This window comes from Bacillus sp. FSL R10-2201, assembly GCF_038008665.1.
In the GTDB taxonomy this organism is placed as follows: Bacteria; Bacillota; Bacilli; order Bacillales; family Bacillaceae_G; genus Bacillus_A; species Bacillus_A mycoides.
Map to the genome: position 1 here is coordinate 3,192,332 of NZ_JBBOZP010000001.1, position 20,967 is coordinate 3,213,298.

The following is a 20,967-nucleotide window of genomic DNA, read 5'->3' on the forward strand; positions in this document are numbered from 1 at the left end:
AATAACCTTTATTTTCTTGCAACTTTTACTACAAATGATACAATAAGAATTAACACAATTGCACCTAATAATGCTGGCACGACATGAATCCCACCAAATGATGGCCCAAAAGATCCAAATAATCTACTACCTAACCAAGCTCCTAGTAAACCAGCAATTATATTTCCAAACATACCAGCTGGAAAATTTTTACCCGTTATAGAACTAGCAATTATACCTATAATAGCACCAACTATTAATGTAATAATCCATCCCATTTTTAGTCCCTCATTTCTATTATAGTTTGTATTATCAAATACAAGAGTAGCTAAACTCTTATATAAGATTACGTATTTATCTACGCTAACCATATCCTACTATAGAAATATACCTACGAACATTTTATGTATGGAGATACATATATTATATGCAAAAAAGAAAAAAATTGTCAAACTTACCCACAAATCAATTATATTAATATATCATATTTAAAGGAGGCGTTATTATCTATGATTCATAAATTACTTCCCACTTCTTATGAAGTAGCAACATCCATTTTAAATGTTCAACTTCCAGCTTATAAAATTGAAGCAGACTTTTTAAACAGTACTGCAATACCTCGTTTATATGATACTGTAAACGATATTCAAAATTGTGATGAAACATTCTATGGATATTTCTCTGAAAATAAACTCGTCGGCTTTATTTCTTTTATACAAGAAGAAGAACTAATCGATATCCACAGATTAGTTGTATCGCCCAATTTTTTTCAAAAAGGAATCGCAACGAAACTGCTACTTTATATATTTAACATGTTCTCGTCTTCAATGACATACATTGTACAAACAGGTAAAGCCAATACTCCAGCTCTCGCATTATATAAAAAACACAGCTTCATTGAAGTAACAGATACAACACTACCTGATGGCATGATCCTTACGCAACTAAAAAGACAGAAAACACAAAATAGTTTGACTTAATTGTTTATTTATGTTATTTTTTACTTTATACAACCTTTTGCTGAATCCAAATTTTGGAGCGGGGGAACCATTTTTGTAGCTATGCTACTTGGGGCGAATCTTTTTTAAGTAGGGAAACTCTCACTTCCCGAGTCCGACAGCTAACCTCGTAAGCGTAATGGGAGAGGAAGGTGCTTTTTGCCTATGTTACACACTTTGCCTCCTTAGTTATAAATATGGAATCGATATCAATCAGAAAACTATATTTATAGAAAAGGAGACTGGTACAATGTTACGTTTATCAGATCACGCAATAAAAATGATGGAGCAAAGACTTCGACTCGAACAACACCGCACATATCAAGCAAATAAAGTTGTAGATAACTTACATCACAAATACTTCTTTCAGCATATTTTTCAACCGAAAAGATAAAGAAAATGTTTATTTAATATTAAAAAACACAAGGTGTGTCTATAAAGACATTCCTTGTGTTTTTTATATTCCCTATACTTTTTATAATATCCTCACTACATTTAAACTTGCTGTAATCGTGCCTGCTATAGTGGTCACATGCCCAACACCTAATGGGCCATTTTGTAATATTAACGTTGAATTTGCGCTCGCGACATTCACAAGAAGTGTATTTGAAATAGCTGGTTCGATTACTACAGTTGATGTCGTTACATTTTGTATAAAACTCCCTGTTACTTGAGTTCCATTTAATAGCAATCTGACAGATACTGTCTCATTCCCACCACTTACATCCCCTTGGAAATAGTAGCTTACTAAATATATTCCTGGTGTGGATACTGTGACAGTTGTAGCACTAGTTAAAGATACACCAGTTCCATATACAGTAGATCCTGAATTAATTGGAATGTTGGCATTTGCTACAATTGTACTTGTTGATGTAGAAAAGAAATACCCACCACCTGTTGATATAGCAGATGATCCAGTTGCTCCGGTTGAGCCCGTTAGGCCAGTCGCACCTGTTGGACCCGTTACTCCTCTTATTCCTTGTATCCCTGTCGGTCCAGTCGCACCTGTTGAACCAGTCGATCCAGTTGCTCCAGTCGATCCGGTCACTCCTTGTGGACCTTGCACTCCTTGAATTCCTTGAGAACCTGTTACTCCAGTTGCCCCGGTTGTTCCGGTTGCTCCCGTGGCACCTTGTGGACCTTGAATTCCTTGTGGACCTGTTACTCCCGTCGATCCAGTTGCTCCTGCCTGCCCCGTTATCCCTTGTGGACCTTGGATTCCTTGAATACCTTGAGGACCTTGTGGACCAGTTGCTCCTCTAGGTCCAGTGATTCCCGGAGGCCCGACCGGACCTTCATGCCCTCCAGTTGGGCCTGTTGGACCACTGTTACCAGTAGGGCCAGTTGCTCCTTCAAGCGGAAGAGGCAGTGCCACTCCAAATTTTTTGCACTTTCTATGATGACGCACAACAATCCCCCTTCCCCAAAATAATTACACTTTTTATATGAAATGCATTTTTATATGAAAAGTACATCTTTGACCTCATTTTTTAAAAATAAAGAAGCCTATCATTTCATTTATTTGAAATGATAGGCTTCTTTTTATAAAGCATTTTACTTCCTCGCCTTAATAATAAAAGTAGTTGGTACCATTCTAGCTTTATATAAAGAATAATATTTCGTAGAAGGTGTAGCTACTTCTTCATCAAATACACGAGACGGTTCAGGCTCTTCTATTCTCTCAATTGTAAATCCCACTCTATTTAACTCATTTATGTATGTACTTATTTTTCTCTTATATAATGTCGCTTGTACATTTTCTCCTTTAAATGTTTCAAACGTAATAGGAGTTTCCTCATGATAAGAAGACTTAAAAGCAATTTCTTCTGTACCATATTGTAAATTTGAATATACCGGATGCTCCCAACTAAAAACAAAGCTTCCTCCTGGCTTTACATATGAATGAATCAGTTCCAACGTTTTTCCTAAATCTGAAGTCCAACCTAATGCATAAATGGAATATACAATATCAAAATACCCTTTCGGAATATCCACTTCCTCTTCCATTGCTTCCTCATATTCATTTTGTTCAAACATTTCAATTGCCTTCTTGTTAATGTTCAAGTAACTACCTCCGAAGTGAATGAATTCATCTATTCCCTATCATTATTTTAATATGTAAAAATTGTAATTTCTATAAAAATAAGATTGCTTCGTATTAAGCTCTTTCTCCTGTCTACATTTCATCATATATTTGGATATCCAATTCGTAATGATTTTATCAACACCGCTTTGTAAAGAAAATAAATACCTACTGTAAAAATACTGATTCTCAACAATAAGTAAACTTTTCAATCTCCCTTAAATTGGATATATAACCTATATTAATTTACATATTATGGTACAATAAAAAGTGCTAGCTAAACATTTACGTTCCACACTAGCTGTCTAGCAATACCAAAATCAAAAATCACTTGAAATTGGGGGATGTTATGAAAAAGAAATTAATTGTTCTTCTATTCATCGGAATCATTTTATCCGGATGTTCAACTATAGTAGAAAATTCTTTAGAAACCGGAAGCGGCAGTATTGAATTATTAACACCAACGATTACAACAAAAGATAATGAATTAGAAATTAAGACCGAGGGCATTGATGAAAATAAAGTGACTTTTATTTATGTAGCCAATAAAAAAGTATTGGAACAAAAAATAAATAATGGTGAATCCTACAAACTTAACATTAAAGATATCGAGCACGCTCATAGGACAGACTACAAGCCAAGAGTTCAACTTTTGCAAACGAAAGATGATAACGAAGATGGAGACATGGCAACCTTTAAACAAGTTAGATATACAGTTGAAAAAAAGTAGTTTTATAGTTATTTCATTTAAATATAACAACCGAAAATATACTTTTAACAGAGGGTAAATATAAGAGGTGCTAATATGAAAAGACGATGGATTTTTTGGTGGATTGGTAACATATTTTGGATTACCATTTTTGGGATATTGGCAGCTATCATTTGGCTAAGAGAGGTTGATGGTGCTGGTGTGACTCAAACACCAGAGCTTAAATTAGTGGCATTTATCGTTTTATTAATTGCATTTATATTACCGATAATTATTCAATCTATATGGCTAATTGTTAATTTGAGAAAGAGCAATAAAAAATAATCATACATAATTTTTTTAGAATTATACGAGAAATCATAAAAAAAGAGAGGAATTTTTCAAAAAATAGATTCCTCTCTTTTACATTTTCGTATTCATATAGGATTATGGTTATAAACTTATTTTTAAGCCATACTACTCCTTTTTTTTTTTACGATGCATGTTCATCTTTCTTCTTCTTCAACAACGCTCTCTTCTTCATCGCCTTCGTTAAGTATCCACCTTTAAACGAACGGATTTCATAAGAAGACATAAATGCTTTTGGTGCAATTTCATTAATAATTTCTAACAGTTCTTTTTCTCTAGAACGCTTTGCAACGATATCTAAGCGATAACGTATAGAATTTATTCCTTCACCTTCAAATACTGTAACGCCAAATCCAAAATGGCGTAATTCATTTACTAATTCATTACAACGGTCTAGCAAACTAACTTGATACGTAATATATCCAATTGCTAATTTATTTTCTATATAACCGCCTAATAATAGTCCCGCACTAAAGCCGATGACATAGGCAACAATGTTCATCCAATTTGATAAATCTTGAAACACAATACCTAAACTGACAATGTAAATAGCCCCTTCTAACAATCCTACACCTGCAGCGGATCTTGTTTGATTCTTTACAAGCAAAATCGTACGGATTGTTAAAGTTGGAACGTAAATAATTTGAAGCACAAAAATAAGTAAAGCTTGTAACATTGGTATCCACCTCTTTCGCAAATTCTTTTGTCATGATAACATACATAAGCTTTAGAAATCGATGGGTTTTTTAATTTTTTTTAATTTTTTTTCATACTATTGAAATGCCCCAAAAATAAGCGTATTATGTTTGGCATAAATTCGATAAGTACCAGTAAATCATTCGTATTATATCATTTATTTTTAAACGCAAAAAAGGAACCTGATTAGGTCCCTTTCATCAGAGTTCTATGTTTTTCGAAGCATTTTCCTTTTGCTTCTCTTCTTCTTTTACTAGCTGCATATTTGCATAGGCTAAATTCGCAATCATTAAAAAGTGTCCACCCAATATTCCAGTACCGAATGCCCACATTTCCATTTCATGCTCAATTTCAAACATAATGATAGCCCCTAATATTGCGGCTGCAAATCGGTTTAGAACTCCTAATCCAGGAGCCTTTTCTTTCATCACGATACTTCTTCCTAATTTCTCCACTCTGCGAGCTAATAGCCAAAGACAATATGCGCTAACTGCTAAACCGATACCGAACCCTGTCACTTGTTTCCCAAACGGAGTAACCGCCCACATTAGTAGTAAACCACTAAAGATCGTATACAATTGTAATCGATATACACGTAAGGCTACTTGAATCAAAATATCCGCTCCTAATTTCACATTTTATTATGTGTCAGAAGAAAAGCAGCAACTTACACAGTTGCTGCTTTCTCTTGTTCTTGTTCCATTTTTTGAATTTCAACACGTTTAATTTGATAAGCATCTTTTTCTAACACTTTAAATTCATAGCCTTCTGCTTCAACGTATTGTCCTTCTTCGATTTCATGATTTTGCATCATAATCCATCCACCGATTGTATCCACATCGTCTTCTTCAATGTGTAATCCAAACAAATCTTTTACTTCTGAGATAAGCACTTTTCCATCAACAATTTTATGATACTCGTTCACATGTTGAATTGGTGGTGCTTCATCTTCATCATATTCATCACGAATTTCGCCGACGATTTCCTCCAATATATCTTCAAGCGTTACAATTCCAGCTGTTCCTCCGTACTCATCATATAAAACAGCCATTGGAATTCGCTTCTTCTGCATTTGCAGTAATAAATCATGAATTGGAGTCGTTTCCATAACTTCAATAATCGGACGCATATACGTGCGAATCGATGATAAATCTTCTTGATCGTTGTTCATATATCGAATAAAGAAATCTTTTACGTTGACCATACCGATAATATCATCTTTATCTTCTCCAAAAATCGGATAACGTGTGTATCGTTCATTTTGGATTACTTTCATGTGTTCTTCTACTGAATCTTCAAGATAGAAACCAACGATTTCTGTACGCGGTACCATTATCTCTTTCGCGATGCGATTATCAAATTCAAAGATATTATTTACATACTTGTATTCAGCTTGATTAATTTCGCCACTTTCATAGCTATCTGAAAGAATAAGACGTAATTCTTCTTCTGTATGAGCTACTTCATGTTCAGAAGCTGGTTTCAAACCGAATAAACCAGTTATAACACGAGCTGAACCGTTCAATACCCAAATAAATGGATACATGATTTTATAGAACATCATTAACGGAGTTGCCAATAACAACGTTACTTTTTCAGCCTTTTGAATTGCCAGCGTTTTCGGAGCTAATTCCCCTACTACAACGTGTAAATATGTCATTAGCATAAAAGCAAGACCAAAAGTTAATACTGATGAAATAGAAGGATTTATGTTCCATTTCTCAAATAACGGGTGTAATAACTTTTCGATTGTCGGTTCACCTAACCAACCTAATCCCATCGCTGTAACTGTAATACCTAATTGACAAGCAGATAAATATTCATCTAAATTTGTTGTTACCTTTTTCGCTGCTAATGCGCCGCGTTTCCCTTCCGCAACAAGCTGATCAATGCGACTTGAACGTACCTTAACAATCGCAAACTCTGCTGCTACGAAAAATCCAGTAAATGCGATTAAAATCGCAACCATGACTAAATTAAATATTTCCAATGAATCCCCTTAGTTAAAAAACTAAGGTGTCCACCTCCTGTATACTATAATGTTTTCTTATTTGTTCGTTAGAAAACATAGCCCGATACAAAAATTAAAGAGGTCGGATTTCACTTATTCTATAATAATAGAGCAAGTGTCTGTATTAAAGCTGTCGTTTGACCAGATAAAGATTTCGATATTTTTTCACGTTGTGAATCAGTCAATTCATCTAAAAGAGGCTTTAACTCTGTTAGTTCTGCTTCTAATCTATGAATATGGTCTGTCACTTCATTCACATGTTTCGAAACGTGTTCATTGATACCGAGCAGCTTCTTCTCCTCGATCTTCTCTTTAATCTCACAAAGCGGCATATGCATTTCTTTGCACTTCTCAATAAATTGTAATGTCTCAAATGCTGTTTCGTCGTAATAGCGATAATTAGATTGAGATCGCTCCGCTTTTAAGATTCCTAGATTCGTATAATAATCAATCGTTCGTTTCGACACGTGAGCCATGAGAGCCAACTGTCCGATTCGATACACCTTCCCAACGATCTTCCCCCCTTGTTTATATTACTATTATCATACAATACATAAACTGTACAGTCAAACGTGACGGTTTGTTATTCACATTTTATGCACAATTCCATAACACTCTTTAATAATCAGAAAATTAAGTTATAATATCATTAAAAGAAGAAGGGAGGCTACGTTCATGTACTACAACACTTCATTCGAAAACGATCAACCTGTAGGCCGTCTATAATCTAAGACGGGCATCCATATAACAAGTGCACCATGCCTCGTCTTAGGGAATAAATCATAACCCTAAAAATAGACGGAGGTCATTCAAATGAAACAAACCATTTTAGGAGCTATATGTTTATCACTAGCAGCAAGTATTTGGGGCGGTATGTACGTCGTTAGTAAATACGTACTCGACTTTATCCCGCCGCTTACACTCGTTTGGCTACGCTTTATTATCGCTTTTGTTGTTTTATATGTGATTTTGAAAACAACTGAAAAAAAGCAAAAGAAAAACGTAACCATACACAAAAAAGATTGGCTATTATTCGCTTGGATCGGATTCGTAGGTTATTTCATTTCGATCACATGTCAATTTATCGGAACGAAATTATCCGATGCTCATACAGGCTCCTTAGTGACATCAGCTACACCTGCATTTATGGTTATATTTGCAGCGCTCATTTTAAAAGAGAAACTAACTGCTCGTAGACTTTTATCAACTATAATAGCGACAATCGGTGTCGTTATCGTTATCGGATGGGATTTTGAAATCGGCTCCTATTTTATCGGTACAATCATTTTAGTTGGGGCCGCTATTACGTGGGCTTTACTGTCCATTTATGTAAAAATCGCTTCTGCTCGATTTTCATCTTTAGTTATTACAACGTACGCAATATTTTTTTCACTCTTTTTCATTACACCTTTTATGGTATGGGAATTCCAAACAAATCCTATTGAACATATGAACATGTATGTAGTATTAGGCGTACTCTATTTAGGAATCATCTCAACCGCAGGTGCATTTTTTCTTTGGAATAAAGGATTAGAATTAATGGATGCTAGCATCGGCTCATTATTTTTCTTCTTTCAACCTATCGTTGGATCATTACTTGGTTGGTTCTTATTAAATGAGACGTTAAGCAGTAACTTTTTTATTGGTGGTATCCTTATTATATGTAGTGTTATAATTACTACTTTTGAAAAGCGAAAATAGTATAAAAAACAGGCAGAGACTTAGTCTCTGCCTGTTCGTATAATTGGGTCTTGATCATGGAACCCTATACAAATTGGTATACTGCTTTGTACTCCACTACATGCACTTATAAAACTACACACTGTTTTTGCAATTAAATATAAAGTAATACCTACAGCCTTTTTATCTGAATCAAAGCCATTTTCAGCATACAAATCTGCTAATTCTACTGACCTCGGTCCCTCAATATCATACGTCCATTCACAAGCCCAATCATCATCCTCTTCCTCAAGTGGAATGTAATCGTCACAAACATAGAACTGACTATTCCATTCATTATCCAAATCATACTCAAAATAAATTGCTTTTACCTCTTCACTTGCAGTAATTTCTAAAGCTTCTTTCAAACCTATCCTCATACTTTCCCTGTATGAATCTAATGGAATCAATTTAATTCGCTCCGCATCCTCACTTGACGCTAGTGTGCGACAAATATCATAATACTTCGATTCTATTTGAGATACCGATAACGAAAATACGGCTTCCTGCATTTCCTCTAAATACTGAAAAATATCCAAACTATTTCACTCCATACTCTTTACGTAGTCCAATGAACTGGACGAGACAACACTTTCGGTAATTTCGTATATTTGTCCCCTTTCGCCGCATTAATTTGCACTTGCGTAAGAAAAATACTATTTGTAAAATCTGTCCCGCGAATATCTGCATCTCGCAAATCTGCTCCGATGAGATCCGCTCCCCTTAAATTTGCATCTCGTAAATTAGCCGCAATAAGATAAGCTCCTCTTAAATTTGCTCCTTGTAAATCCCTCTTTTTAAGGTTAGCTCCCATAAGATCTGCTCCGCGGTGACTGATTCGTTTTTTACGTGCAACATTCATTTCCTTCCATACTAATTCACTCGTCTCTAAAAGGAGAATGTTCACTTCTGCACGGTGTAATGGCACATTTACTTCCATTAACTCATCTGAACTTAAATTAGAAAGACGCTCTGTCTCTTCAATTGCTTCCTTCAGCTCTTTATGAATTGTCTGCGTCGCCTTTAATAGAATAGCTTCCTTCAAATACCAAAGCATTTCATGAAGCTGATGCATAACCGGAAAAGCATCATACATTTCTCTCGCATGCTCGGCATCTGTCCGCCAATCAATTCCTTTAAACGTAACTTGAGAAATCTTTTGTCCAGCACCGAAACATTCAAATACTGTACAACCTTTATAGCCTTTTCCTCTAAGATCTCTATGTATACTACATTTATAATCTGATTGTAGATTTGTACAAGGTTTACCACCATCTTTATTCACCGCAAAATCTACTGATGCTGCAAACGGTAATGCTACACAACATAATCCAAAACATTTTTCACAATCCGCTTTTAAACTATTGTAATTTACATCCTCTTCTACACGAAAATAGTCGTTATGATTAGTCAAAATATATACCCCCTGTTGTCTTTTGACTATTTCATAATATTCCAACTGCACTAAATAATCAATTTTAAAACAAATGGACCTATTTCATTTCAAACAACAACATAATCCGTCTATTTCTTTTCATTTAAAAAGGACACCCACTACAATATTAATTATAATTAAATTAAGAACTTTCAAATAACGAGGAGGATTACGATGGCATTAGAAATGAAAACAAACTGTCAAATTTGCGACCATTCCCTTCAGCCTGATTCTGAAGCATACATATGCGTGTATGAATGTACATTTTGTGCACCATGTACAGAGGAAAGACAAAACGTTTGCCCAAATTGTGGCGGCGAGTTAGTACGTAGACCGAAGAAGAAATAGAAAAAAGCAAAGCGATATCGCTTTGCTTTTTTCTGTTTCTGGGGTATATAGAAATTCTACCAATCACAAATTAAACATTTAAAAACTTAACACAAACAGGCTCTGGTACAACAACATCAGATTGTAACAGTGTTAACTTCCCTGTCGTTTCATTTCTTGAAAATAGCACAAGATTATGTGACTTTTCATTTGTAGCAATAAGAAATTTTCCAGTAGGATCTAACACAAAGTCCCTCGGCCAATTTCCTTCTGTAGATGTATGTGCAACAAATGTAAGTTCACCTGAGTTTTGATTTACACTGAAAACAGCGATACTATTATACCCACGATTCGCCGCATATACAAAACGGCCATCAGAAGAAATATGAATAGCACTTCCTTGACTATTTCCATCAAATTCTTTTGGAACTGTAGAAATATACTGCAACTCTGTAAAGGATCCTTCTTCCGGATAATATGTTAACACAATGACTTCCGAACTAAGTTCAGTCATCACATAAGCGTACTTTCCATTTGGATGAAAAGCAATATGTCTCGGACCGCTTCCTGGGTTCACAGACAAGCTATTCACTTCTTTTAATGTACTATCTTTTATTCCATATGTAATTATTTTATCAATCCCTAAATCAACACCTACCACATATTTTTCATCAGGAGTATATCCCGCGTAATGTGCATGTGGTTTTTCTTGTCTTTCTTTATTTGGACCTAAACCTTCATGTGCCATAATAGATGAAGCAGGATTTACAGTTCCATTTTCTTCATCTACTTCAAAAGACTCAATCGTTCCTTTATGGTAATTCGCTGTAACTACCGTTTGATTTCCACTATCCACACTAATATGACAAGGAGAAGCCCCTTCTACTACTTGTCTATTTTGTTCCTCTAGCTCTCCAGTATGACTATTAATCAAATAAGCAGCTACACCACCAGCTTCTCCTTCTTTTACAACAGAATAGAGATATTGATTATTTTTGCTAATCGTTACATATGTAGGGTTATCCAGCTTAGCCGCAAGTGTTACATTACTAACTTTTTGCGCTTCCGTATGTAAAGTAAAAGTATATATTCCTTCACTATTTTCTTTCGTGTAAGTTCCAACATATCCAATAAACTCTTTGTTATCCGTCATTTTCATAACCCTCTCCCTATAGTTTTTGTTCATCACACTTCTTACTAAGCAACCTAAAACTATTATTCATTGAAAGAATATCCTAAAAAATCGGAGTACCTCTTTATACGCTACCATATTTTTCTGCCAAATAGCCTCTAAACCCACTTTTTCTGAAAAGCTGCTATACTTTCATATTCTTCTTCCAAGTGACGGGCCAAACGAATATAGATCGGTGTTAAATCTTTATATTTCTCCACACTTTCCATGTTTGGCTCATGATAAAAATTGGCACCTACCATATTAGAAACTACATGTAATGTATCTACTTCACCTAAGCTATATAAACCGAGGATTGCCGCTCCTAGGCAAGAGCTTTCGAAACTTTCAGGAACGTATACGTCTTGATGAAAAATATCTGCCATCATCTGTCTCCAAAGTTCTGACCTTGCAAAACCACCTGTCGCTTGAATTTTTTTCGGTTCGCCAATTAGTTCTTTTAACGCAAGAAGAACTGTATACAAGTTATAAATGATTCCCTCTAAAACAGCACGTATAAGATGCTCTTTCTTATGATGTAGTCCAAGCCCAAAGAAAGATCCCCGCGCATTTGCATTCCATAAAGGAGCTCTTTCGCCTGCTAAATACGGATGAAATAATAAACCATCAGATCCAGGATTCACTTTTGCCGCTATTTCCGTAAGCACTTCATATGGATCTTTTCCTAAACGCTTCCCATGCTCAACTTCTAACGTACATAATTGGTCGCGAACCCACCTAAAAATCATACCACCATTATTAACCGGTCCACCAATTACCCAAAGGTCCTCAGTTAACGCATAACAAAAAGTCCTACCTTTCGGATCCGTTACAGGATGATTTGTGACAACTCGCACTGCACCGCTCGTACCAATTGTAATAGCAACTACTCCAGGTTCTATTGCATTTACACCTAAATTCGATAGTACCCCATCACTCGCACCGATTATAAAAGGAGTAGTAACAAGTACATTCATCTCTCTTGCAAGTTCTTCATTTATCCCTATTAAACTGTGCGTCGTTGGAACAACTGTAGATAGCTTTTTATCGGTAATTCCTGCGACACGAAGAGCTGCCTCATCCCATTTTAAAAATTTCAAATTGAACATTCCTGTTGCTGATGCAATAGAATAATCAATTACATATTCCTTAAATAACTTATAGAAAACATACTCTTTAATAGAGATGAATTTATAGCTTTTTGCAAACAACTCATCATGTTCATTCTTAAGCCAAACTAATTTCGAAAGTGGTGACATAGGATGGATTGGTGTTCCAGTACGAAGGTAAATTTCATGACCATTCATATCATTCTTTATTTTTTCTGCCCAGCTTGCGCTTCTATTATCTGCCCAAGTGATACATCTCGTTAACGGCTTCCCTGCTTCGTCTACAGCAATGACACTATGCATTGCCGAACTAAAAGAAACACAAAGAATATCAACTGGCTGCACATTACTTGATTGTATAGTTTCTTTAATCGTATGTATGACCGCTTGAAAAATCTCTTCTGGATCTTGTTCTGCTGTTTCTGGTGCGGGAGAATATAAAGGATATTCAATCCCATGACTTGCAATAACTGATCCATCAATCGAAAACAAAACTGATTTTGTACTAGTTGTCCCAATATCTACACCAATCATATATTTCGAGCTCACTATGTAACCCCTTTCAAATTATTCCTATAACAAAAGAGCACCATGATGTATACAAAAAAGACGCTCCCTTATGAGAGCTACGTTTTAATAAACTTCTCTCTCATAAGGAGGTCCTTTTCATAACTATAGTGCTATTTTGAAAAGTGAAATCTTCATTTCATTATAACTTAGGCGCTTTCGCCCAATCCGCAGCAAACTTTTCAATACCTTGATCTGTTAATGGGTGCATAGCAAGTTGTTCAATGACTTTATAAGGAATTGTTGCAATGTGAGCACCTGCCATCGCTACACGAGTGACATGGTCTGGGTGTCTGACAGAAGCCGCAATAATTTGTGTATCTAATTGATGAACATCGAATAATTCAGCAATTTTAGCAACTAATAATACGCCATCTTCAGAAATATCATCTAAGCGTCCTAAAAATGGAGAGACGTACGTTGCACCTGCTCGAGCAGCTAAAAGAGCTTGGTTCACAGTGAAAATAAGTGTAACGTTCGTTTTCACACCTTTTTCAGTAAGGTAGCGGCAAGCTTCTAATCCTGCTAGTGTCATCGGAAGTTTTATCGTGATGTTTTTATCACCACCGTTAATTTTAATTAGTTCTTCTGCTTGAGAGATCATTTCTTCAGCTGCAACAACATCTGGAGTTACTTCTGCCGAAACAGATTCAACGTTAGGTACTGCCTGACAAATTTCTGCAATACGGTCTTCAAACTTAATGCCCTCTTTCGCTACTAAAGAAGGATTCGTTGTAACGCCAGCTAAAACCCCTAGTTTATATGCCTTTTTTATGTCCTCAAGATTTGCAGTATCAATAAAAAACTTCATGATTCATTCCCTCCATTTTTTAAACGCTAACGAGTTATAATTTTAAAATTTTTATTTCTTTTCTACTGCATGTCCGCCAAATTCATTGCGCAGTGCTGCTACAACTTTTCCTGTAAATGTATCATTGTCTAATGAGCGGTAGCGCATTAATAGAGACATTGCGATAACAGGAGTTGCTGTTTGAAGGTCTAATGCTGTTTCTACTGTCCATTTTCCTTCACCAGAAGAATGCATAACGCCCTTAATTTCATCCAGTTTTGCATCTTTAGAAAATGCATTTTCAGTTAATTCCATTAACCATGAACGAATGACTGAACCGTTGTTCCATACTCTTGATACTTTTTCATAATCGTAGTCAAATTCACTCTTCTCTAAAACCTCAAATCCTTCACCAATGGCAGCCATCATTCCGTATTCAATTCCGTTGTGAATCATTTTTAAAAAGTGACCACTACCAGCTTTTCCTGCATATAAGAATCCATTTTCTACAGCTGTATCTCGGAAAATAGGTTCAACGATGTCCCAAGCTTCTTGATCTCCTCCGATCATGTAACAAGCACCATTACGAGCACCTTCCATTCCGCCAGAAGTTCCTGCATCCATAAAGTGAATGCCATCTGTCTTTAGTTGCTCATATCGGCGAATAGACTCTTTATAATGTGAATTCCCAGCTTCAATTAAAATATCTCCTTTTGATAACAGCGGTGTAACCTCATTAATAACAGAATCAACAACAGCGTGCGGAACCATAACCCATAGAATTCTTGGTGATTCTAATGATTGAACAAGTTCGTTTAAACTAGACGTACCTGTAGCCCCATACGCTTTCATTTCTTCCACTGCACTCGTATTTAAATCGAATGCAGCTACTTCATGTTTATGATCAATTAAATTCTTCCCTAAATTTAATCCCATTTTACCTAAACCAATTAATCCTACTCTCATAATACAATTCCTCCTTGAATTACCTTTCATCATAAATACATGTTAATAAAATGATGAATATCTTTTGTCATATTGCTTTACTTATAAGAATGTACTTATTTTTTCAATCCCTCATCTAACCACCATTTAAATTCACTTTCTTGTAATAGAGCATGAGCAGCATCCGGACCATACGAGCCAGACTCATATTCATGAAAAGGTAACAAGTTTTCTTCGAACGCTTCAAGGATTGGCTGCACCCATTCCCATGACAATTCAACCTCTCTCCAGTGTGCAAAGAATGTAGAATCTCCACATACAGCATCATAGATAAGCCTTTCGTAGGCTTCAGGTATTCCCACTCCTGTTTGCTCACAAGTAAAATGAATACGGATCGGTTCTAGCTCTCCATTGTTCAATGGATTTTTACTATTTAATTGGAGTGAAACATTTTCATTTGGGCTAATTTCAATGATTAACAAATTAGGCTCTGCATTTGGATTACTATCTTGATATTGCTGTTTTAATGTATTTTTAAACTCAATTACAATACGAGTAGACTTTTCTTTCATTCTTTTTCCTGTTCGTATGTAAAAAGGAACATCAGTCCAAAATGGGTTATCAATCCATAAGCGAGCCGCAACATATGTATCTGTTTGAGAAGAAGGATTTACTCCTGGTTCCTCTCTATACGCTACAACTTGTTGTCCTTTTATCTCTCCTGAAGCATACTGTCCGCGAATGATATGGTTCTGAACGTCTTCTTTTTTCACTTTACGAAGAGTTTCCATTACCTTTCGTTTTTCCTCACGAATTTCACATGCATTTATCTTTTCCGGCAGATTCATAGCAGTCATCATTAATATTTGCAACATATGATTTTGAACCATATCGCGAATGGCTCCTGCATGATCATAATATGCTGCCCTTTCTTCTACCCCAACCGTTTCACTAGCTGTTATTTGTACATTCGCTATATGTTCTTTATTCCAAATCGATTGGAGAACAGGATTTGCAAATTCAAGTGCTTCAATGTTTTGAATCATCGGTTTACCTAAATAATGATCAATACGGTATATTTCGTCTTCTTCAAACGTTCGACTAAGCTTATCATTCAGCTCTCGGGCAGATGTAAGATCATGACCAAACGGTTTCTCAATCATCAGGCGCTTCCATCCATCCGTTCCATCGAGTCCACTTTCCTTAATATTTAAAGCAATGGTCTCAAAGAAGTCAGGAGTAACTGAAAGGTAGAACATTCTATTCCCTTGTATATTTTGTTCTTCTTCCCTTTCACGAACTACTTGTAATAACCTTTTATAATCTTCTGGCTTATTCACATCTAAGGGACAATAACGAAAATACTCTAAAAAATCTTCTATTTTCGGAGTACCTTCATCTTTGCGACGAGAAAAAGTGTCTATGGATTCTTTTACTCTTTTTTGAAAATCTAAATGAGATACTTCACGTCTTCCAAGCCCAATAACGGATATTGGCTTTGGAATCTTTTGATCTCTATATAAGTTATATAGCGCGGGGTAAATTTTTCTTTTAGCTAAATCTCCTGTTGCTCCAAATAAAACAAAGGTCATTGATTCCAATTTCAGTCCCCCTCGTGATGTATAGTCATTGTCACCTTAGTAAAAATGCATTGTACAGAAGCTACTATTATTTTTGATCCAACCTTACTTCTTAACTTCTAATTTTTTATATTTGTCGCTTTCTAATTGTCCCCAATATTAATAGTGGCAATTCAAAGCATTTTTACCACATGCTACTTACTTACTTTAACTTATATAAAATAACTTAATTACTTTTAGTAATTTAATTACGTTACGTCTATCATATTAACTACATAGATTATAATCGTCAAGAAAAGTGTCTCGAATTAAAAATTTTAATTCCGTAACATCTTATTAGAAATATGTTCATGAACTGAATAATAAAAAGGCAAGACCGAACATATTCTTGTTCGATTTTGCCTTTTTACTATTGTTTCAAATGATTTTTAACTGCCCTTATAACTAATTCATGATCCTCTTCTGGTGGTAATCCTGAAACTGTTATCATTCCAATAACTCCTACATCTTTTATTTGGACAGGAACACAGCCACCAAACGCAGCATAATCCGACCTATCTAAAAGATACTTTTCATTATATGGAACGCCCGTTATTTCACTTTGTATCTGCATATAATACGAGCTATGATTATGCAAAGAAACAACTCGTTTTTTACGCTCAATCCATTGCGTATTTTCCGCAGTTGTCCCTGTCATCTTGAAATGAAATAGTTGCACACCATTTTTCGCTATATCAACAGCAATCAATTTCCCTTCTTGCCTCGCCGTTTCAACGATAAATAAACCTATTTGCAGTGCATCTTCATTTGTAAAAGAGGAAAATTGAAGTGTTTCCTCCTCTATTAAAATTTGCTTACTTATTTCATTCAAATTTGAAGCGCTCATATGTTTATCCCCCTTACTCACTTTATGCCACATTGATATTTTTGAATTTCTGTGACTCTATCGTACGGCCTTTCCATATAACTAATACCGTAAAGCGTATTCTTTTCTTCTTGGTGCTATTATGAATTATATTTAACGCCTTAAAAAAGTATGTCCTTTCGTACTAAACATCTCGTATAGAAGTTTTCTTCCGGATATTTCTTACAAGCATAAAAAAACCAGTTACTTAGGCAACTGGTTCGCTAACAATTTCATATGGGATATCCATTCAACCAAACTAATGCTTGTTCATAATCATCAAAAAATTTCACAGATTCTTTTGTATTGGACTGTTGTAAATAATTCAGTATCTCCCCTTCTTCAAGGAGAAAAGCAATTGCCTTACTGTGATTCAAAATCGTTTCATTGAAAAACTTATCTTTCCATGCTTTTTGAACAGAAAAATGATCTGGCGTGTACCCTTTTCTATCTACCAGCAATTTGTATTTCCGACCCTCGGAAATGAATTGCTGACAAACCTGCTCGAAGCCATTAAACCATTCATAAACATCATCTGTTTTAATCTTGCCAATAAGATGGGTAACAATTATATCTCCTGAAACTGTTGTGCTTATATTCAGCTTACTCAACTTGGAATCATCTCCCTTAGTTACAATTATGCGGAAATATCTCATAAAATCAATAAGATAAAATTGTTACGCATTAAAAAAGGACAAACTCTCCAAACGGAGAAGTCTGTCCCAAAATCGTTCTATTTTATTTTGCATTAGAACTAACAATCGTGAATTAGAATAATGATTTAATACTTGCTAAAACAGTAAGTACACCTACAATAATAACAAATACGTTACTCATTTTCCCTTTGTATTTAGCTAGTACTGGTACTTTATTGATTGCATACATCGGTAATAGACATAAGATAGCAGCAACTAATGGACCGCTTAGAGAATCAATAAGTCCAAGAATACTTGGATTTGTATAAGCAACAAACCAGCATGACAATACAACAAAAGTAAGGACGATTGTCTTAATTGTTTTTTCTTCAATAACTTTCCCACGTGATTTACCGAACTTAATAATCATGTCACGCATTACTTCAAATGCTCCGATATAATGGCCAAGGAAAGATTTTGTAATAGCCACAAAAGCAATGATTGGAGCTGCAATCGTGATTACAGGTGAATTAAGCTCATTAGCAAGATATGAAAGGATTGATAAGTTTTGCTCTTTTGCCATTTTTAAATCCTCTGGAGTCAAGCTTAATGTACTACTCCAAACGAAGAACATAACTACAGCGAATGTCATGATATAACAAACTTTTTGTATTTGCGCACATTTAGCATCAGTAGCTTCTATTCCATACGTAGCTCTCTGTTTTACAACAAATGATGAAATCATAGGTGAATGATTAAATGAGAATACGATGATTGGTAGAATCAACAGTATCGTTCCAAAATATCCTGTTCCTGTTGAAGCAGTAGAAACAGTTGAAAAGCTAAGCATTGACGTATTCCACTGTGGAATTAAAGATATTGCGATAAAAAGTAGAGAAGCTATGAAAGGATACACTAGCATACTCATGATCTTTACAGTAATATCTTGACCAAAATTCAGTATAGCGATAAGACCAAGAACTAATACAAGTGATAAAATAGCCCTTGGAGGCTCTGGCATGTGCAATTGATGCACGATAAAACTACTTGCAGTATTTGTAAGCGCAACCGAATACATTAGCACGATTGTATAAATTGAACCGAAATATACGATGTTAAAAATGATACTTGCTTTATTTCCGAAATACTCTCTAATTGTACCTGTGATCCCCTCATCAGCAGAATTAGAAGCGTATATCATTTTAGCAAGTGCCCTATGTGAGTAATACATAACTGGATATGCAAGCAATGTAATTAGTAGTAATGATAATAAACCACCTGAACCTGCATTAATCGGTAAAAAGAGCACCCCTGCTCCAATTGCAGTTCCAAATAGGCTCAATGCCCATGTAGTATCCTGCTTATGCCACTTTTTCGGATCTGCATATTGCTCATTTTCTAGTGCGATATTTTCAGCTTGAACTTCTATTTTCTTTGCAGTATTCCCGTTCATATAATAACTCCCCCTTGTATCCTATTCTTGCGTATCTCTTTATAGCTAACGAACATTCCCTTTTTTCGGAAAATAAATTCCTTACAAGTTGCCCCACATTGTATGTCCTTCATCATAATGAATCCAAATTGAAACATTCGCTAGTTAGCGTCCTAACATAAATGTTAGCGTTCACAAAAAAGTTTACTCGTACTATCCGCTCTTTATATAAAGACCGCTTAAGAGAACAATATTGAATAGACTTCATAAATACGTTGCAACATTTCTAATAACAGTGTGTTACTTTAATGGTTTCTCTTACTTACTTGTAACAGTAATTTTAGATAAACCGGCCTCTCTTCATTTATGAGGCATTTCTTTCTCAATTCTATACATCACTTTCATAACTTCGGCAGCATTTATGGTATTGATTACACAAGCCACTGAAGCACTTTACATACATTTCGCCTCTAATCACACGCCTTTCTTTCTATTAATCGCATTTTTTATATTTTCTCCAGAGATCATAAAATTTCTCTCGACGCCCTCATTATAACGTGTATATTTATAAAATTAATATTTTTATATTTCCAGAAATATTTAATGGATATAATTTTACATGGATAATAATTTACAGTTAGCATGCAACCCTTGTTCCTATCGCTTATAACGGAATTAATCAGCAAAAAACACAGTAAAATATTGTTTATTCAAGCTACTCATTTTAAAAATATTTATATTCTTCTTTATCTAAAAATTTTATTTTGACTTAAAAAAGATATTCTAATAAATAATTAACGTGGTTAAAAAGAAATTTCTTTTTAAATACATAAACCAATTTTTAGGTTATATATTATCAATATTGCATTCATATACATTTTTAGGAAAATACATATTTTAACTTGATGACAATAAGAGAACCGCTAACATTTTGCAAAAATCTTCGCTAAACGAAAAAATAAAATAAGCTGCCCATATGGACAGCTTATTTACATCATTATCATTGTTAGGAGTGGGCAAACGAATCACTTCAATGTCATCTTAATTTTAGTTTTTTCAACTCTTCTTCAGGGATATTTCTATGTTTGTATTGAATGGGTTTTATTTCATTTCCTTTTAGATGATATTATTGCTTATTGCACGATCCAACCTATTAAAAACGAATAATGTAATCTTTAAAACCCCTCATTAACTAGCTCTTTTATCAAGTTTAATTTTGCAGAGAGCTCAATAAACCATTCTTCATCCCCTGTTAATAATGCAAGGTCTATAAGATAAAGGATTTGCTCCTTATTTATTACCTTTGATTCAGGGAGTTTGTTAACATGTTTACTAAAGAGTAAAATCGCTTCGTTCATTGTGTACTTGTCGTCACGTTTCACAATGCTAACTGTAACTACAGCTCCCACTTCATCAAGTGATACAATGTAACCAACTATGAATTCACCCTCATTTGATATTCCACGAACCCAATCTCCCACTTTTAAAACATGATTATTATTTGACATCATACTTTTTCACCTGCTTAT

At 35.0% G+C, this 20,967-nt stretch carries 23 protein-coding genes, 1 pseudogene and 1 riboswitch; of the genes and pseudogenes, 6 read left to right on the forward strand and 18 right to left on the reverse strand.

The window, feature by feature from the left end; all coding sequences use genetic code 11:
* Positions 1 to 8: 8 nt before the first annotated feature.
* Positions 9 to 257, reverse strand: coding sequence for a GlsB/YeaQ/YmgE family stress response membrane protein (locus tag NSQ69_RS16480; RefSeq protein WP_002014007.1), 249 nt, complete (start codon positions 255 to 257; stop codon positions 9 to 11).
* Between the two features lie 231 nt (positions 258 to 488).
* On the opposite strand from NSQ69_RS16480, the gene NSQ69_RS16485 reads away from it, so the two are divergent.
* Both NSQ69_RS16485 and NSQ69_RS16490 read left to right on the forward strand, forming a co-directional pair.
* Positions 489 to 959 (forward strand): GNAT family N-acetyltransferase, encoded by a 471-nt coding sequence (locus NSQ69_RS16485; protein WP_002128309.1) that lies wholly within the window; start codon positions 489 to 491, stop codon positions 957 to 959.
* Positions 960 to 987: 28 nt separating this feature from the next.
* Positions 988 to 1,130, forward strand: a riboswitch (cyclic di-AMP (ydaO/yuaA leader).
* A gap of 97 nt (positions 1,131 to 1,227) precedes the next feature.
* Positions 1,228 to 1,371 (forward strand): hypothetical protein, encoded by a 144-nt coding sequence (locus NSQ69_RS16490; RefSeq protein ID WP_000945246.1) that lies wholly within the window; start codon positions 1,228 to 1,230, stop codon positions 1,369 to 1,371.
* An 81-nt stretch (positions 1,372 to 1,452) separates the two neighbouring features.
* Here the strand turns inward: NSQ69_RS16490 and NSQ69_RS16495 are convergent, their stop codons facing one another.
* Positions 1,453 to 2,385, reverse strand: coding sequence for a collagen-like protein (locus tag NSQ69_RS16495; protein ID WP_341099507.1), 933 nt, complete (start codon positions 2,383 to 2,385; stop codon positions 1,453 to 1,455).
* A 146-nt stretch (positions 2,386 to 2,531) separates the two neighbouring features.
* Positions 2,532 to 2,990: pseudogene (locus NSQ69_RS16500) on the reverse strand (methyltransferase domain-containing protein); the annotation flags it as partial.
* A gap of 419 nt (positions 2,991 to 3,409) precedes the next feature.
* Between NSQ69_RS16500 and NSQ69_RS16505 the strand changes: the two are divergent.
* Entirely contained in the window at positions 3,410 to 3,790 is a 381-nt protein-coding gene (locus NSQ69_RS16505; RefSeq protein ID WP_002084382.1) for a hypothetical protein, read from the forward strand.
* 75 nt (positions 3,791 to 3,865) lie between these two features.
* Positions 3,866 to 4,093 carry a DUF3923 family protein gene (locus NSQ69_RS16510; RefSeq protein ID WP_002167942.1) on the forward strand — a complete coding sequence of 76 codons (228 nt, stop codon included), beginning with the start codon at positions 3,866 to 3,868 and terminating at the stop codon, positions 4,091 to 4,093.
* Positions 4,094 to 4,241: 148 nt separating this feature from the next.
* Here the strand turns inward: NSQ69_RS16510 and NSQ69_RS16515 are convergent, their stop codons facing one another.
* From NSQ69_RS16515 to NSQ69_RS16530, 4 genes are all read right to left on the reverse strand, one after another.
* The gene (locus tag NSQ69_RS16515; protein ID WP_002014015.1) at positions 4,242 to 4,793 is read right to left on the reverse strand and encodes a DUF2179 domain-containing protein; all 552 of its coding nucleotides are present in this window, start codon (positions 4,791 to 4,793) and stop codon (positions 4,242 to 4,244) included.
* 220 nt (positions 4,794 to 5,013) lie between these two features.
* The gene (locus tag NSQ69_RS16520; RefSeq protein WP_002084378.1) at positions 5,014 to 5,427 is read right to left on the reverse strand and encodes an ATP synthase subunit I; all 414 of its coding nucleotides are present in this window, start codon (positions 5,425 to 5,427) and stop codon (positions 5,014 to 5,016) included.
* A gap of 53 nt (positions 5,428 to 5,480) precedes the next feature.
* The gene (locus tag NSQ69_RS16525; RefSeq protein WP_002137356.1) at positions 5,481 to 6,803 is read right to left on the reverse strand and encodes a hemolysin family protein; all 1,323 of its coding nucleotides are present in this window, start codon (positions 6,801 to 6,803) and stop codon (positions 5,481 to 5,483) included.
* Positions 6,804 to 6,922: 119 nt separating this feature from the next.
* Positions 6,923 to 7,300 (reverse strand): MerR family transcriptional regulator, encoded by a 378-nt coding sequence (locus NSQ69_RS16530; RefSeq protein WP_002014021.1) that lies wholly within the window; start codon positions 7,298 to 7,300, stop codon positions 6,923 to 6,925.
* 337 nt (positions 7,301 to 7,637) lie between these two features.
* Here NSQ69_RS16530 and NSQ69_RS16535 point away from each other — a divergent pair, with 337 nt between their 5' ends.
* A complete protein-coding gene (locus tag NSQ69_RS16535) occupies positions 7,638 to 8,525 on the forward strand; it encodes a DMT family transporter (RefSeq protein WP_033729983.1) in 888 nt (295 codons plus the stop codon).
* A 20-nt stretch (positions 8,526 to 8,545) separates the two neighbouring features.
* Here the strand turns inward: NSQ69_RS16535 and NSQ69_RS16540 are convergent, their stop codons facing one another.
* Both NSQ69_RS16540 and NSQ69_RS16545 read right to left on the reverse strand, forming a co-directional pair.
* Positions 8,546 to 9,082: a hypothetical protein gene (locus NSQ69_RS16540; RefSeq protein ID WP_087962863.1), complete on the reverse strand. Its 537-nt coding sequence runs from the start codon at positions 9,080 to 9,082 to the stop codon at positions 8,546 to 8,548.
* Positions 9,083 to 9,102: 20 nt separating this feature from the next.
* A complete protein-coding gene (locus NSQ69_RS16545; RefSeq protein ID WP_002185327.1) occupies positions 9,103 to 9,957 on the reverse strand; it encodes a pentapeptide repeat-containing protein in 855 nt (284 codons plus the stop codon).
* Positions 9,958 to 10,152: 195 nt separating this feature from the next.
* On the opposite strand from NSQ69_RS16545, the gene NSQ69_RS16550 reads away from it, so the two are divergent.
* A complete protein-coding gene (locus tag NSQ69_RS16550; RefSeq protein WP_001162783.1) occupies positions 10,153 to 10,326 on the forward strand; it encodes a DUF1272 domain-containing protein in 174 nt (57 codons plus the stop codon).
* Positions 10,327 to 10,396: 70 nt separating this feature from the next.
* On the opposite strand, the gene NSQ69_RS16555 is transcribed toward NSQ69_RS16550, so the two are convergent.
* The 9 genes from NSQ69_RS16555 to NSQ69_RS16595 all read right to left on the reverse strand — a co-directional run bounded on the left by NSQ69_RS16555 (position 10,397) and on the right by NSQ69_RS16595 (position 20,949).
* The gene (locus tag NSQ69_RS16555; RefSeq protein WP_002165362.1) at positions 10,397 to 11,458 is read right to left on the reverse strand and encodes a lactonase family protein; all 1,062 of its coding nucleotides are present in this window, start codon (positions 11,456 to 11,458) and stop codon (positions 10,397 to 10,399) included.
* 137 nt (positions 11,459 to 11,595) lie between these two features.
* Positions 11,596 to 13,137, reverse strand: coding sequence for a gluconokinase (gene gntK / locus NSQ69_RS16560; protein ID WP_033708043.1), 1,542 nt, complete (start codon positions 13,135 to 13,137; stop codon positions 11,596 to 11,598).
* A gap of 157 nt (positions 13,138 to 13,294) precedes the next feature.
* Positions 13,295 to 13,963, reverse strand: a complete 669-nt coding sequence (gene fsa, locus NSQ69_RS16565; protein WP_000667685.1) for a fructose-6-phosphate aldolase — start codon at positions 13,961 to 13,963, stop codon at positions 13,295 to 13,297.
* Between the two features lie 51 nt (positions 13,964 to 14,014).
* Entirely contained in the window at positions 14,015 to 14,908 is an 894-nt protein-coding gene (gene gnd, locus NSQ69_RS16570) for a phosphogluconate dehydrogenase (NAD(+)-dependent, decarboxylating) (RefSeq protein ID WP_002014034.1), read from the reverse strand.
* Between the two features lie 95 nt (positions 14,909 to 15,003).
* Complete coding sequence (zwf, locus tag NSQ69_RS16575; protein ID WP_002165361.1) at positions 15,004 to 16,488, reverse strand: glucose-6-phosphate dehydrogenase; 1,485 nt, start codon at positions 16,486 to 16,488, stop codon at positions 15,004 to 15,006.
* 388 nt (positions 16,489 to 16,876) lie between these two features.
* A complete protein-coding gene (locus tag NSQ69_RS16580; RefSeq protein ID WP_002014036.1) occupies positions 16,877 to 17,386 on the reverse strand; it encodes a heme-degrading domain-containing protein in 510 nt (169 codons plus the stop codon).
* Between the two features lie 218 nt (positions 17,387 to 17,604).
* Positions 17,605 to 18,027, reverse strand: coding sequence for a SpoIIAA family protein (locus tag NSQ69_RS16585; RefSeq protein ID WP_078178710.1), 423 nt, complete (start codon positions 18,025 to 18,027; stop codon positions 17,605 to 17,607).
* Positions 18,028 to 18,139: 112 nt separating this feature from the next.
* The gene (locus NSQ69_RS16590; protein ID WP_078203920.1) at positions 18,140 to 19,459 is read right to left on the reverse strand and encodes an aromatic amino acid transport family protein; all 1,320 of its coding nucleotides are present in this window, start codon (positions 19,457 to 19,459) and stop codon (positions 18,140 to 18,142) included.
* 1,154 nt (positions 19,460 to 20,613) lie between these two features.
* Positions 20,614 to 20,949, reverse strand: a complete 336-nt coding sequence (locus tag NSQ69_RS16595) for an IDEAL domain-containing protein (RefSeq protein ID WP_341099510.1) — start codon at positions 20,947 to 20,949, stop codon at positions 20,614 to 20,616.
* Positions 20,950 to 20,967 lie beyond the last annotated feature (18 nt).

Excerpts from the sequence above, each read along its gene's own strand:
- NSQ69_RS16480 (WP_002014007.1), bottom strand. The coding sequence starts at position 257 with ATGGGATGGATTATTACATTAATAGTTGGTGCTATTATAGGTATAATT.
- NSQ69_RS16485 (WP_002128309.1), top strand. The coding sequence starts at position 489 with ATGATTCATAAATTACTTCCCACTTCTTATGAAGTAGCAACATCCATT.
- NSQ69_RS16490 (WP_000945246.1), top strand. The coding sequence starts at position 1,228 with ATGTTACGTTTATCAGATCACGCAATAAAAATGATGGAGCAAAGACTT.
- NSQ69_RS16505 (WP_002084382.1), top strand. The coding sequence starts at position 3,410 with ATGAAAAAGAAATTAATTGTTCTTCTATTCATCGGAATCATTTTATCC.
- NSQ69_RS16510 (WP_002167942.1), top strand. The coding sequence starts at position 3,866 with ATGAAAAGACGATGGATTTTTTGGTGGATTGGTAACATATTTTGGATT.
- NSQ69_RS16515 (WP_002014015.1), bottom strand. The coding sequence starts at position 4,793 with ATGTTACAAGCTTTACTTATTTTTGTGCTTCAAATTATTTACGTTCCA.
- NSQ69_RS16530 (WP_002014021.1), bottom strand. The coding sequence starts at position 7,300 with ATGGCTCACGTGTCGAAACGAACGATTGATTATTATACGAATCTAGGA.
- NSQ69_RS16535 (WP_033729983.1), top strand. The coding sequence starts at position 7,638 with ATGAAACAAACCATTTTAGGAGCTATATGTTTATCACTAGCAGCAAGT.
- NSQ69_RS16550 (WP_001162783.1), top strand. The coding sequence starts at position 10,153 with ATGGCATTAGAAATGAAAACAAACTGTCAAATTTGCGACCATTCCCTT.
- NSQ69_RS16555 (WP_002165362.1), bottom strand. The coding sequence starts at position 11,458 with ATGACGGATAACAAAGAGTTTATTGGATATGTTGGAACTTACACGAAA.
- fsa (WP_000667685.1), bottom strand. The coding sequence starts at position 13,963 with ATGAAGTTTTTTATTGATACTGCAAATCTTGAGGACATAAAAAAGGCA.
- gnd (WP_002014034.1), bottom strand. The coding sequence starts at position 14,908 with ATGAGAGTAGGATTAATTGGTTTAGGTAAAATGGGATTAAATTTAGGG.
- NSQ69_RS16580 (WP_002014036.1), bottom strand. The coding sequence starts at position 17,386 with ATGTGGCATAAAGTGAGTAAGGGGGATAAACATATGAGCGCTTCAAAT.
- NSQ69_RS16585 (WP_078178710.1), bottom strand. The coding sequence starts at position 18,027 with ATGAGATATTTCCGCATAATTGTAACTAAGGGAGATGATTCCAAGTTG.
- NSQ69_RS16590 (WP_078203920.1), bottom strand. The coding sequence starts at position 19,459 with ATGAACGGGAATACTGCAAAGAAAATAGAAGTTCAAGCTGAAAATATC.
- NSQ69_RS16595 (WP_341099510.1), bottom strand. The coding sequence starts at position 20,949 with ATGATGTCAAATAATAATCATGTTTTAAAAGTGGGAGATTGGGTTCGT.